Here is a 12054-nt window from a genome sequence, read left to right as displayed (position 1 = left end):
CGCCTCGGGCGGTCTGCGGCGTTGCAAATCCGCGCCATAGCTTGGGCTATGGCTGTGGTTTGCGCCTTGCATCCCATCCCGATGCAAGGCGCGCTGCATCACGGGAACTTGTTCAGCGTCGCCTTAGGGGCGTTTGTCGCGTTCGGCTACACCAGCCGCCCCGGCGCGAAGCGCTCGCGCAGGCTCTGGATGGTGGATGGCTCGCCGCGCACCTTGAAGATGGCGCCGGTTTCGTCGGCGTGTTCGCCCAGGACTTCGCACTGCGCGTAGATGTCGCGGCGCAGTTGCTGCGCCGACCAGGGCAGGTGCAGCTCGGCTTCGACCAGATCCTTCTGAAAAAACGCCACGATGCTGTGGTGCAGCCGGGCCACGTCGTCGGCGCGGCGCGCGCTCATGACGACGCAGGCGGGGTACTTGGCGCGCAGTTCGGCTTCGCATTGGAGCTGTGCCTGGGCATCGCCGACGTGGTCGATCTTGTTGAACACCCGAATGCGCGGCACGTCGTGGGCGCCGATTTCGGCCAGAACCTCGTCGGTGACCTGGAGTTGGCGCTCGAACCCGGGGTCGCTGGCATCGATCACATGCAGCAGCAAGGACGCGTCCAAGGCCTCGTCCAGCGTGGACTTGAACGACGTCACCAGGCCGTGCGGCAGGTTCTTGATGAACCCCACGGTGTCGCTGACCAGCACCCGCGGCACGCTCTCGGGGTGGAGGGCGCGCACGGTGGTGTCGAGGGTGGCGAACAGCTTGTTGGCGACGAGCACTTCGCTGCCGGTCAGCGCCCGCATCAAGGTGGATTTGCCGGCGTTGGTGTAGCCCACCAGGGCCACGCTGGCGAGGCCGTGGCCCTGCTGACGGCGCGCCCGCTGGGTCTGGCGCTCCACAATCATGGCGTCGATGTCGAGTTGCAGCTCGGCGATGCGATCGCGAATCTTGCGCCGGTCGAGTTCGGTATGGGACTCGCCGGCGCCGCGCCCGCCGGTGCCGCTGCGCTGCCGGCCCTGCGGCCCGGCCAGCTTGGCCGCCTCGCGCAGGCGTGGCGCCATATAGCCGAGGCGGGCGATTTCCACCTGCGCGCGGGCGGCGCGGGAGCGGGCGTTGCGATGAAAGATTTCGAGGATGACCATGGTGCGGTCCATCACATCGCAACCCACGGCTTTTTCCAGATTGCGCGCCTGGGAAGGGGAGATTTCGTGATCGATCAACAGCACCTCGATGCCGTCGGATTCCGGGTCGGTGGCGTGGCCTGGGCCGTCGCCCCGCGTGAGGCCGGCATGGCTGTCGACGTAGTCGCGAATCTCATCGCGCTTGCCCGCCCCGAGATAGGCGGTGGTGTCGAAGCTGGCGCGCTTTTGCACGAACGTGTGGACGACCTTGTACCCCAGGGTCTTGGCCAGATCGCGCAGTTCGGTCAGCGAGGATTCGAATTCGGAATCGCTGACATTGGGCAACTGAACCGCGGCAACAACGGCGTCAAGGGGTTTGTCTTGGTTTTCTGGTTGCATGCTGCGCTGACTTCTCTCAAGGAAACGAAGGGCCGCCCCCGAGTTTTCTTGCCCCCCGGGGGGCTCGAAGGGGAGGTCGAATCGTAGTGGCCATCGTTGGCGCAGCGATCCGAAGGCCCTGGAGACGAGCCCGGGTCAGCTCCGAGCCAGCTTCGAATGCGAGCCATTCGGTCTTCAGCCAGAATGCACGGTGTTTCATCCCCCTCGGGGGCGCCCACGACAACCCAAAGGAGATTCAACCATGCCCGCCATCCGCATCGACCTGTTCGAGGGCCGCGGCCCCGAGGTGAAAAAGCAGCTCGTCGAGAACGTCACCCAAGCCGTGGTGGACACGCTGAAGTGTTCGCCCGAGGCGGTGGACATCATCCTGAACGAAGTGCCCAAAGCGCACTGGGCCACGGGCGGCAAGCTCTGGAGCGAGCGTTGAACCAGCCCGCGGGCGCGTGAGGCTGCCGCCACGGATGGTGCGCACACGAGCGCAAACTTCCAACAGCCGTGCTCTGCAAGGCGCAATCCAAGGCGTCATCCAAGGCACATCGGCGTGAGCGGTGCGCCATCGGGCAATACCGACGAAGCCTGCGCCCAGGCCATCGAGCCTGACCTTGAGATGCCGTGGAACCGTAAACCTGTGCCGCATTACCCCTGCGCAGGTTTGCAATCTTTCGCCTTCCGTCCTCTTTTTCTGCACGGCATTTTTGCCTAAAGTCTCATTAAATTCCGCGAGCCACTTCGGCCCCGCGTCTTCCGCGCCGTCGTGCGGAGTGCAGATTCAGGAGACGATTCATGCCCAAAATGTCCGCTGTGGAAGCCGCCGTCTGCATCCTCGAAAAAGAGGGGATTCACCAAGCCTTCGGCGTGCCCGGCGCCGCCATCAACCCGTTCTACAGCGCGCTGCGCAAGCGCGGCTCCATCGCCCATGTGCTGGCGCGGCATGTGGAGGCCGCCTCGCACATGGCCGAGGGCTACACCCGCGCCGCTCCCGGCAATATCGGCCTGTGCATCGGCACCTCGGGGCCGGCGGGTACCGACATGATCACCGGCCTGTATTCGGCCAGTGCCGACTCCATTCCCATTTTGTGCGTGACCGGCCAGGCACCGCGCGCGCGGCTGTACAAGGAAGACTTCCAGGCGGTGGACATCGAGTCCATCGCCAAGCCGGTGACCAAGATGTCGGTCACGGTGCGCGAGCCGGCGCAGGTTCCGGGCGTGTTCCAGCAGGCTTTCCACCTGATGCGCTCGGGCCGCCCCGGCCCGGTGCTGATCGACCTGCCGTTCGACGTGCAAGTGGCGCAAATCGAGTTCGACCCTGACCTGTACGAGCCCCTGCCGGTGCACAAGCCCCGTGCCACGCGGGCGCAGATCGAGCGCGCGCTCGACATGCTGGAGGCCGCCGAGCGCCCGCTGATCGTCGCCGGTGGTGGCGTCATCAACGCCGACGCCGCCGACCTGCTGGTGGAGTTCGCCGAACTCACCGGCGTGCCGGTGGTGCCCACCCTCATGGCCTGGGGCGCGATTGCCGACGACCACCCGCTGATGGCCGGCATGGTGGGGCTGCAGACCAGCCACCGCTACGGCAACGCCACCATGCTGGCGTCGGACTTCGTGCTCGGCATCGGCAACCGCTGGGCCAACCGCCACACCGGCTCGGTCGATGTCTACACCAAGGGGCGCAAGTTCGTGCACGTGGACATCGAGCCGACGCAGATCGGGCGCGTGTTCATGCCCGACCTCGGCATCGCCTCCGACGCGCATGCGGCGCTGGAGCTGTTCGTGCAGGTGGCGCGCGAGCGCAAGGCCGCGGGTCGGCTGAAGGACCGCGCTGCCTGGGCCGCCGACTGCCTGCAGCGCAAGCAGACGCTGTTGCGCAAGAGCGATTTCGACGACATCCCGATCAAGCCGCAGCGGGTGTATCAGGAGATGGTGGAGGCCTTCGGCGACAACGTGCGTTATGTGACCACCATCGGCCTGTCGCAGATCGCCGCGGCCCAGTTCCTCAAGGTCGGCAAGCCGCGCAACTGGATCAACGCGGGCCAGGCAGGTCCCTTGGGCTGGACGCTGCCAGCGGCCCTGGGCGTGCGCGCTGCCGACCCGAAAAGCGAAATCGTCGCGCTCTCCGGGGACTACGATTTCCAGTTCCTGATCGAGGAACTGGCGGTGGGCGCGCAGTTCAAGCTGCCCTACATCCACATCGTGGTCAACAATGCCTATCTCGGCCTCATCCGCCAGAGCCAGCGCAATTTCGACATGGACTACTGCGTGCAGCTGTCGTTCGAGAACATCAACGCGCCCGAGCTCGATGGCTACGGCGTGGACCATGTGAAAGTGGCCGAGGGCCTGGGCTGCAAGGCCATCCGCGTGCGCGATCCGTCGAAGATCCAGGAGGCCATCGCCCAGGCGCGGGCCTGGATGGCCGAGTTCGCCGTGCCGGTGGTGGTCGAGATCATCCTCGAGCGCGTCACCAATATTTCGATGGGCACCGAGATCGACAACGTCACCGAGTTCGAGCCTATTCTCGACCTCAACCCCGTGGAGGCCTGAGACATGCCCAAGTTCGCTGCCAACCTCAGCATGCTCTACACCGAGCAGCCGTTTCTCGACCGTCTCAAAGCCGCGGCGCAGGGCGGTTTCAAGGCGGTGGAGTTTCTGTTTCCCTATGCCCACACCGCCGAGCAAGTCCGCGACAAGGCCCTGCAGGCCGGGGTGCAGATCGTGCTGCACAACCTGCCGGCCGGCGACTGGGATGCCGGCGAGCGCGGCATCGCCTGCCTGCCCGAGCGCGTGAGCGAGTTCCGCGAAGGCGTGGGCCGTGCGATCGACTATGCGAAAGCGCTGGGCGTGATGCAACTCAACTGCCTGGCAGGCAAGGCCCCCGCCGGCGCGGCGCCGCAGCGCTTGCACGACACGTTCGTGAGCAATCTGCAATATGCGGCGCGGGAGCTTGCCGCGCATGGCATCAAGCTCCTGATCGAGCCGATCAACACCTACGACATCCCCGGCTTTTTCCTGAGCCGCTCGGCGCAGGCGCTGGCCATCATGGACGAAGCCGGCAGCCCCAATCTGTATTTACAGTACGACATCTATCACATGCAGCGCATGGAAGGCGAGCTGGCGGCGACGATGGAAAAGCAGCTGCCGCGCATCGCCCACATCCAACTGGCCGACAACCCGGGCCGCAATGAGCCCGGCACCGGCGAGATCAACTACCGTTTCCTGTTCCAGCATCTCGACCGCATCGGCTACACCGGCTGGATCGGCTGCGAATACAAGCCCAAGACCACCACCACGGCGGGGCTGGGCTGGATCAGCACACTGTAAAAAAACGCCCCACCCCAGCCCTCCCCACGAGTGGGGAGGGAGCCAACACCTCCCCCACCCCGTGGGGAGGCTGGGAGGGGGAAACACCGAACCCCACACAACGGAGATCGACATGGCAAAACTCGGATTCATCGGCCTCGGCATCATGGGCGCGCCCATGGCGGGGCATCTGCTCGCCGCGGGCCACACGCTTGTTGTCAACACCCATGGCAAAGTGCCGCAAGCTTTGCTGGACGCGGGTGCCAAGCCCTGCGCCAACAACACCGAAGTGGCGCAGCAGGCCGACATCGTCTTCATCATGGTGCCCGACACGCCCGATGTGCAGAAGGTGCTGTTCGCCGATGACGGCGTCGCCAAGGGCCTGAGCGCCGGCAAGATCGTGGTGGACATGAGTTCCATCGCGCCGATGGAGACGAAAGAGTTCGCCAGGCAGATCAACGCGCTGGGTTGCGAGTATCTCGACGCACCCGTGTCGGGCGGCGAAGTCGGCGCCAAGGCGGCCAGTCTCACCATCATGGTCGGCGGCAAGCAGGCCACGTTCGACGCCGTCGAACCGCTGTTCAAGCTCATGGGCAAGAACATCACCCTGGTGGGCGGCAACGGCGACGGCCAGACCTGCAAGGTGGCGAATCAGATCATCGTCGCGCTCAACATCCAGGCCGTGGCCGAAGCGCTGCTGTTCGCCAGCAAGGCGGGGGCCGATCCGGCCCGCGTGCGCCAGGCGCTCATGGGTGGCTTCGCGGCCTCGCGCATTCTGGAGGTGCACGGCGAGCGCATGGTCAAGCGCACCTTCCAGCCGGGCTTTCGCATCAATCTGCACCAGAAGGATTTGAACCTCGCGCTGTCCGGGGCCAAGCAGCTTGGGCTGTCGCTGCCCAACACCGCGACCGCGCAACAACTGTTCTCCGCCTGCGCCGCCAACGGCATGGAAGCGCTCGACCATTCCGCGCTGTGCCGCGCCGTGGAAATCATGAGCAACCACACCATCGCGCCGGATGCCTGAGCGATTCTTGCGATGAACCTCCCCAGCCCCGCCGCCGATCCGGTCGGCTTCCTGCGCGCCTTGTTCGACGTGGCCGTGGCGCGCGCCCAGCCGCGCGAGGTGATGGCCGCTTTCCTGCCGCCGCCGCCCAAGGGCCGCACCCTGGTCCTGGGCGCGGGCAAGGCGAGTGGGGCGATGGCCGAGGCGCTGGACGCGCTGTGGCCCAAGGACACACCCATCTCCGGCCTGGTGGCCACGCGCTACGGCTATGTGCCCCCGGGCTTGCGCGCCAAGCCGGGGCGCATCGAGGTGGTCGAGGCGGCCCACCCGGTGCCCGACGCCGCGGGCGAGCAAGCCGCGCGCCGCATGCTGGAATTGACGCGGGGCCTCACCGCAGACGATCTGGTCATCTGCCTGATCTCCGGCGGCGGCTCGGCGCTGCTGCCCATGCCCGCTGCCGGGCTCACGCTTGCCGACAAGCAGCGCATCAACCGCGAGCTGCTGATGAGTGGCGCCACCATTGGCGAAATGAACTGCGTGCGCAAGCACCTCTCGGCCATCAAGGGCGGGCGTTTGGCGGCCGCTTGCGCCCCAGCGCAGGTGCTCACGCTGCTGATTTCCGACGTGCCGGGCGATGACCCCGCGACCATCGCCAGCGGCCCCACCGTGCCCGACCCGACCACCTGCCTGGATGCACTGGCCATCATCGAGCGTTACGGCATCGGCGTTCCCGCTGCGGCACGCGCCGGGCTGGAAAGCGGCGCGCTCGAAACCCCCAAGCCCGGCGACATCGCCTTCACCCACAACCGCGTCGAACTCATCGCCACGCCGCAGCACATGCTGCGAGCCGTGGCCGACGCCTGCGCGCAAGCGGGCATTGCCGCGCACATCCTGGCCGACGACATGGAAGGCGAATCGCGCGACATCGCGCTGGCGCATGCGGCCATCGTCCGCCAGGTGGCGCGCCACGGCCAGCCCTTCAGCAAGCCCTGCGTCATTCTCTCCGGCGGCGAAACCACCGTCACCGTGGCGAAAGGCCGCACCGCAGGCAAGGGCGGGCGCGGCACCGAATTCCTGCTGGCGCTGGCCATCGCGCTGCAAGGCGAGCCGGGCGTGTGGGCGCTGGCGGGCGACACCGACGGCATCGACGGCAGCGAAGACAACGCCGGTGCCTGGATCACCCCCGACACCGTGTTACGCGCCGCCGCCGCTGGCTTGAAACCTCGCGCCATGCTCGACGGCCACGACGCCTACTCCCTGTTCGCCGCCACCGGCGGCCTGCTGGTCACCGGCCCGACCTACACCAACGTCAATGACTTCCGGGCAGTGTTGGTGGTTTGACAGGATCGCTTGTTGGCTGACTGCATGACGACAGGCTCAGGCCAGCATCTCTTTCAGCAACCAAGTCCCGGCAGGCCCCAGTCGATGCCGTCTCGACCATACCGCATCGACGGCAATCTGCCTTGGCCAGCCATGCACTTTCAGCTCGTGCAGCGAGCCGCCCGCGAAGCGATCGACCAGCCAGCGCGGGATAGGCGCCCAACCGAAGCCGCGCTGGGCCATTTCCATCAACATCAAGTAGCTGGGCGCGGCCCATGAGCGGCCACGCGTTTGCGTCTCTTGTGGATTGAGCACCGTGGCGAGGCGCAGTTCGCGGTATTGCCGAAGCTTGCCAGCTTGAATGCGCGTTTCGACGGCGAGTGGATGGGACTTGGCGACGAACAGTGCAATTTCTGCTCTCTCAGCAACCGTGCCAAAGCCGATGTCGGTCGGATAGCTGTGTTGCTGTTCGACAAAACCGATCTGTGCCCGCCCGCTCTGGACCAGTGCGATGAGGTCGGCGCATTCGGCAATCAGACATTCCAGTTCGATGTCGGGATAGTGCTGCTGGAACGCGTTCAACGTGTCTTCGAAGCGATCCGACTGATAGGTGTCGGACAGCGCAACGCTCAAGCGCGCTTCCTGCCCCTTGGCCAATGTGCTGGCCGCATGACTCAACTGGCTGTATGCAGCCAATATCTCTTCAGCTCTGCGCAGGACGACCTCGCCTTGTTCGGTCAGCGTCGGTTTGCGGCTGCTGCGGTCGAACAGTTCCAGGCCAAGATCGATCTCCAGATTCGCGATGGCCGTGCTGATCGTCGATTGGCTTTTGCCCAGCTTGCGGGCCGCGGCGGAAAACGAACCCAGGCTGGCAGACTCGGCAAAGGCAAGCAGTGCGTCAGGGCTGGGATTCATGGACTATCGATTTGGTCGATGTTTATTGGTTAGAAAGTATTGATGATTCCGGTGATGATGGCAAGTATCAAGCTTGACCAAACGCCTTTGCCACCAAGTTTTTATGCAAAACAAGTCCCTTCAAGAACGTCTGTTGCAAGCGCTGGGGTTTGAACTCCTTGCCATCTTGCTCTGCACGCCCTTGTTCTCCTGGATCATGGGTACGTCATGGATGCGAATGGGCGCACTCGCCGTGGCGAACAGCGTCATCGCCGTGCTTTGGAACATGATCTTCAATGCCATGTTTGATCGGTTTCGACGGCGTCATGCGTTGCTCAAGGGCATGGGTATTGGCGCGATTTGGCGCGCCGTGCATGCAGTGCTGTTCGAGGGTGGTTTGTTGCTGATCACAGTTCCCCTGGTAGCCTGGTGGCTGGGCATCGGTTTCGTTGCTGCCGTCTTGCTCGACCTCGGCCTGCTCCTGTTCTTCTTGCCCTACACCTATGCCTACCACTGGGCCTACGACGCCCTGCGCGAAAAAGCGCGCTCAGGCTGAGGTTGAGACGGCGATTTGTGCTGCTGCATCCTGCAATAGTCGGGCCCAGTGAGTGCGAAAGTCTTTGCTGGTGCAGCTCATCGGTGCTCGCACGGTGTCATGCATCAGGCCTTGTGCCGCCAGCGCCGCCTTCACCGGACCGGGATTCGGTTCGGAAAACAGGGCGCGTATGAAGGGTGCCAAGCCATGAAAATGTTCGCGCGCTTCAGCCAACCGGCCTGCGCTGACAGCTTGGTGCAAGGCGACGAAGCGCGCAGTGTGCAGGTGCGCGCTGGCAGCGATGGCGCCGCTGCCGCCCAGGCACAGCGTGGAGAAGATTTGCAGATCCTCCCCGGCGAGGATCTGCATCCGACCGTCGAGGATGAGCGCCAGGGTTTTGTCGGGCGACCCGCCGCAATCCTTCACGGCCCGGATGCGGGGGTGCGCGGCCAAGGCCAGCATGGTCTCGGTGTCGATCTGCACGCCCGTGCGGTAGGGGATGTCGTAGACGATCAAAGGGTGGTCACTGAGGTCCGCAAGATCGAGGAAATGCCGGCGTATCCCATCCTGCCCGGGGCGAACGTAATAGGGTGCGGGGACGAGCAGACCAGCCAGCCGCCGGGCATTCATGCGGCGCACGCTGGCGCGCAGATGAGCCGCGTTGTTTCCGGCAAGCCCGGCGGCGACCGGGGTCTTGCCTGCGGCGGCCAGCACGGTGTCGAGCACGGCGTCCTTCTCGGCCTCGTCCAGCGCCGAGGGCTCACCCGTGGTGCCCAGGGCCGCGAGACCTGACACGCCAGCAGCACTCAAGTGTTGCACCAAGCGGTGCAGCGCGGCGTGGTCCACCGCAGTACCGTCCGTGGTGAATGGGGTGACGAGCGGCACCCAGATCCCGGTGAAAGCAGACATGCAGTTCTCCAAGTACAGACCGTTTGGAACCGATCAGTTCTCGGGAAGGAGGCGTGGGTGCTGCCTTGTCGCCGTCCCGTCGTTCTGACGGAACAGCGCTCCGGTCAGATGAGCGGCTGTTTTTTGGATTTGAGGCTTGCGGCGCGCGCTGCGGCGGCGTCACAGTGCGTGACGATTGGCGCAAACAGGACTGCTGAATGGTAGGCAGGCATGGAGCCAGTATATCGGCCCAATCGCATGCGGCGAGCCGTGTCTTGGCGTCTGGTTTCCGGCTTCCTTCTCATGCTTCTCCCGCCGACGCCCTACCTTTGGCCCTGCGCGTCATGCTGCTCAGGGCCGGTGAACCGGGCAAGGCGGTGATCGCTGGTGGCCGCTATGCCAACGCCCCGGGGCAGCAGGTGGCGCGAGTGAGCGTTGGACTTGCTTGGTTGCCTCACGCAGCGAGGACGATGTCCCCGGTTTCCAGCAGCGATTTGAGATTGGACAGCAGGCGGGGCCAGCCGCCTGAGACGGCCTTGATGAATTGCGACTCTTCACGATCGATCGTGTGCGTGATGGTCAGTTTGACGACCGAGGCGATGGGCTCGAGTTCGATCGTGCATTGCGAATCGCCCTCGGCGTGCAGCTCTGGCTTGAACGCGTTGCGCCACTTGAGCACGAGGCGTCTGGGGGCGTCGATCTCCAGGATCCGACCCGCGTCGGCAACCCGGCCATCGGGAAACATGAGTCGCCAATCCGAGCCTTGCTTCCAATCCGTTTCATGGTGCATGCCAAACCAGTATTGTTTCGTGAATTCCGGGCTCGTCAGCGCCGTCCACAAGCGCTCGGGGGTCGTGCGGATGTAGGTGACGTACACGAAAGCTCCTTGGGCTTTGCGTTCATTCGGCATGATCTTCTCCTTCAAGGGTGGTTTTGAGTGCCGAGAGGGCTGCCAAGCGCGTGCGCTCGAACTTGCCTATCCAACGCTCGGCAATGTCGTGGATGGGCACGGGGTTGATGAAGTGCAGTTTTTCTCGGCCTTGCCATTGGATGGAAACCAGATTGGCCTGCTCGAGAATGGAGAGATGTTTCGCGACAGCTTGGCGACTCATGGCAAGGCCTTGGCAAAGTTCACCCAAATTCTGACCATTTTTGCGATGCAGGCTGTCCAGTAGCCGTCGCCTGCTTGCGTCTGCCAGGGCGCGGAAAACAGCGTCTGTATCCATGGAAACATCATACGCAACCAAATGGTTGCATGTCAACAGCGGCTACGCCGGGAGCGAGCCTGGCTTTGGGTTGCGGCTCTTCAGTGCGAACGCGACGGGTGGCCACACTTGCCTCAGATATGCTCTTCCGCCTCGCAGCCCCACGTCCCCGGAGTCATTCATGCCCACCCACCGCCTTGGCACCCCGCTGTCCCCCTCGGCCCTTCGCGTCATGCTGCTCGGCGCGGGTGAACTGGGCAAGGAGGTGATCATCGCCCTGCAGCGCCTGGGGGCGGAGGTGATCGCGGTGGACCGCTATGCAAACGCCCCGGGGCAGCAGGTGGCGCATCGGGCGCATGTCATCGACATGACCGACCCGGCGGCGCTGCGCGCGCTGGTGGAAGCGGAGCGGCCGCATCTCATCGTGCCGGAAATCGAGGCCATCGCCACGGCGGCGCTGGTGGAGATCGAGGCCGAAGGGCTGGCCGAGGTGATTCCCACGGCGCGCGCGGCACAACTCACGATGAACCGCGAAGGCATACGCCGCCTGGCAGCCGAGGAACTGGGGCTGGCGACCTCGCCCTACGCCTTTGCCGACTCGCTGGAGCAACTGCAGGCCGCCATTGACGGCGGCATCGGCTACCCCTGCGTGGTCAAGCCGGTGATGTCGTCATCCGGCAAGGGGCAATCGGTGCTGCGCGGGCCGGCGGACGTACAAACGGCGTGGAGCCATGCCATGAGCGGCAGCCGGGTGCAGCAGGCGCGCGTCATCGTCGAGGGTTTCATCCAGTTCGACTACGAAATCACCCTGCTCACGGTGCGCGCCGTGAACCCGGCCACGCGCCAGGTGGTCACCGCGTTCTGCGAGCCCATCGGCCATCTGCAGGTGAACGGCGACTATGTTGAATCCTGGCAGCCGCAGCCCATGTCGCCGCTGGCGCTGGAGCGTTCGCGCACCATCGCCGAGCGTGTCACCACGGCACTGGGCGGACGCGGCATGTTCGGCGTGGAGCTGTTCGTGCGCGGCGACGCGGTGTGGTTCTCGGAGGTGAGCCCGCGCCCACACGACACCGGGCTGGTGACGCTGTGCACCCAGCGCCAGTCCGAATTCGAACTGCACGCCCGCGCCATCCTCGGCCTGCCGGTGGACACCACGCTGCGCGAGCCGGGAGCCTCGGCTGTCATCTATGGCGGCGTGGACGCCAAAGCCATCGCCTTCGAGGGCGTGGCCCAGGCACTGGCCGTGCCGCGCGCCGACCTGCGCCTGTTCGGCAAGCCCGAGAGCTACACGCGCCGCCGCATGGGCGTGGCGGTGGCCAACGGGGCCGACATTCACGAAGCGCGCAGCCGCGCCAAACAGTCCGCCAGCCTCGTGCGGCCGGTCCCGGGGGCCGCGGCAGCGTGAGTGCG

12 protein-coding genes are annotated in these 12054 nt (G+C 65.2%); 7 read left to right on the top strand and 5 right to left on the bottom strand.

The annotated features are described in order from the left end of the window. Positions 1-146: 146 nt before the first annotated feature. Positions 147-1505 (bottom strand): GTPase HflX, encoded by a 1359-nt coding sequence (gene hflX, locus ACYCUK_RS13480; protein ID WP_461595237.1) that lies wholly within the window; start codon positions 1503-1505, stop codon positions 147-149. 241 nt (positions 1506-1746) lie between these two features. Here hflX and ACYCUK_RS13475 point away from each other — a divergent pair, with 241 nt between their 5' ends. From ACYCUK_RS13475 to ACYCUK_RS13455, 5 genes are all read left to right on the top strand, one after another. Further along, entirely contained in the window at positions 1747-1932 is a 186-nt protein-coding gene (locus ACYCUK_RS13475; RefSeq protein WP_461595236.1) for a 4-oxalocrotonate tautomerase, read from the top strand. A gap of 356 nt (positions 1933-2288) precedes the next feature. Further along, complete coding sequence (gene gcl, locus ACYCUK_RS13470) at positions 2289-4043, top strand: glyoxylate carboligase (RefSeq protein ID WP_461595235.1); 1755 nt, start codon at positions 2289-2291, stop codon at positions 4041-4043. A gap of 3 nt (positions 4044-4046) precedes the next feature. Then, positions 4047-4820, top strand: coding sequence for a hydroxypyruvate isomerase (gene hyi, locus ACYCUK_RS13465; RefSeq protein WP_461595234.1), 774 nt, complete (start codon positions 4047-4049; stop codon positions 4818-4820). Between the two features lie 112 nt (positions 4821-4932). Next, positions 4933-5823 (top strand): 2-hydroxy-3-oxopropionate reductase, encoded by an 891-nt coding sequence (gene glxR / locus ACYCUK_RS13460; protein ID WP_461595233.1) that lies wholly within the window; start codon positions 4933-4935, stop codon positions 5821-5823. Positions 5824-5835: 12 nt separating this feature from the next. Beyond that, positions 5836-7143, top strand: a complete 1308-nt coding sequence (locus ACYCUK_RS13455) for a glycerate kinase type-2 family protein (protein ID WP_461595232.1) — start codon at positions 5836-5838, stop codon at positions 7141-7143. A 36-nt stretch (positions 7144-7179) separates the two neighbouring features. On the opposite strand, the gene ACYCUK_RS13450 is transcribed toward ACYCUK_RS13455, so the two are convergent. Next, positions 7180-8037 (bottom strand): LysR family transcriptional regulator, encoded by an 858-nt coding sequence (locus ACYCUK_RS13450; protein ID WP_461595231.1) that lies wholly within the window; start codon positions 8035-8037, stop codon positions 7180-7182. A gap of 103 nt (positions 8038-8140) precedes the next feature. Here ACYCUK_RS13450 and ACYCUK_RS13445 point away from each other — a divergent pair, with 103 nt between their 5' ends. Next, positions 8141-8572 carry a multidrug/biocide efflux PACE transporter gene (locus ACYCUK_RS13445; RefSeq protein ID WP_461595230.1) on the top strand — a complete coding sequence of 144 codons (432 nt, stop codon included), beginning with the start codon at positions 8141-8143 and terminating at the stop codon, positions 8570-8572. Here ACYCUK_RS13445 and dapA read toward each other — a convergent pair. The 3 genes from dapA to ACYCUK_RS13430 all read right to left on the bottom strand — a co-directional run bounded on the left by dapA (position 8564) and on the right by ACYCUK_RS13430 (position 10665). Next, complete coding sequence (gene dapA / locus ACYCUK_RS13440) at positions 8564-9460, bottom strand: 4-hydroxy-tetrahydrodipicolinate synthase (protein ID WP_461595229.1); 897 nt, start codon at positions 9458-9460, stop codon at positions 8564-8566. The genes ACYCUK_RS13445 and dapA overlap by 9 nt on opposite strands. Before the next feature lie 433 nt (positions 9461-9893). Then, positions 9894-10349 (bottom strand): SRPBCC family protein, encoded by a 456-nt coding sequence (locus tag ACYCUK_RS13435; RefSeq protein ID WP_461595228.1) that lies wholly within the window; start codon positions 10347-10349, stop codon positions 9894-9896. After that, positions 10339-10665, bottom strand: a complete 327-nt coding sequence (locus ACYCUK_RS13430; protein ID WP_461595227.1) for an ArsR/SmtB family transcription factor — start codon at positions 10663-10665, stop codon at positions 10339-10341. Before ACYCUK_RS13430 ends, ACYCUK_RS13435 begins: the two co-directional genes overlap by 11 nt. Before the next feature lie 160 nt (positions 10666-10825). Here ACYCUK_RS13430 and purT point away from each other — a divergent pair, with 160 nt between their 5' ends. Continuing rightward, complete coding sequence (gene purT, locus ACYCUK_RS13425) at positions 10826-12049, top strand: formate-dependent phosphoribosylglycinamide formyltransferase (protein WP_461595226.1); 1224 nt, start codon at positions 10826-10828, stop codon at positions 12047-12049. The last annotated feature ends 5 nt before the right edge of the window (positions 12050-12054 follow it).

Source organism: Thiomonas sp., assembly GCF_054608695.1.
The sequence above is the reverse complement of the archived record's forward strand: the minus strand, read 5'-3'. Positions and strand labels throughout refer to the sequence as shown.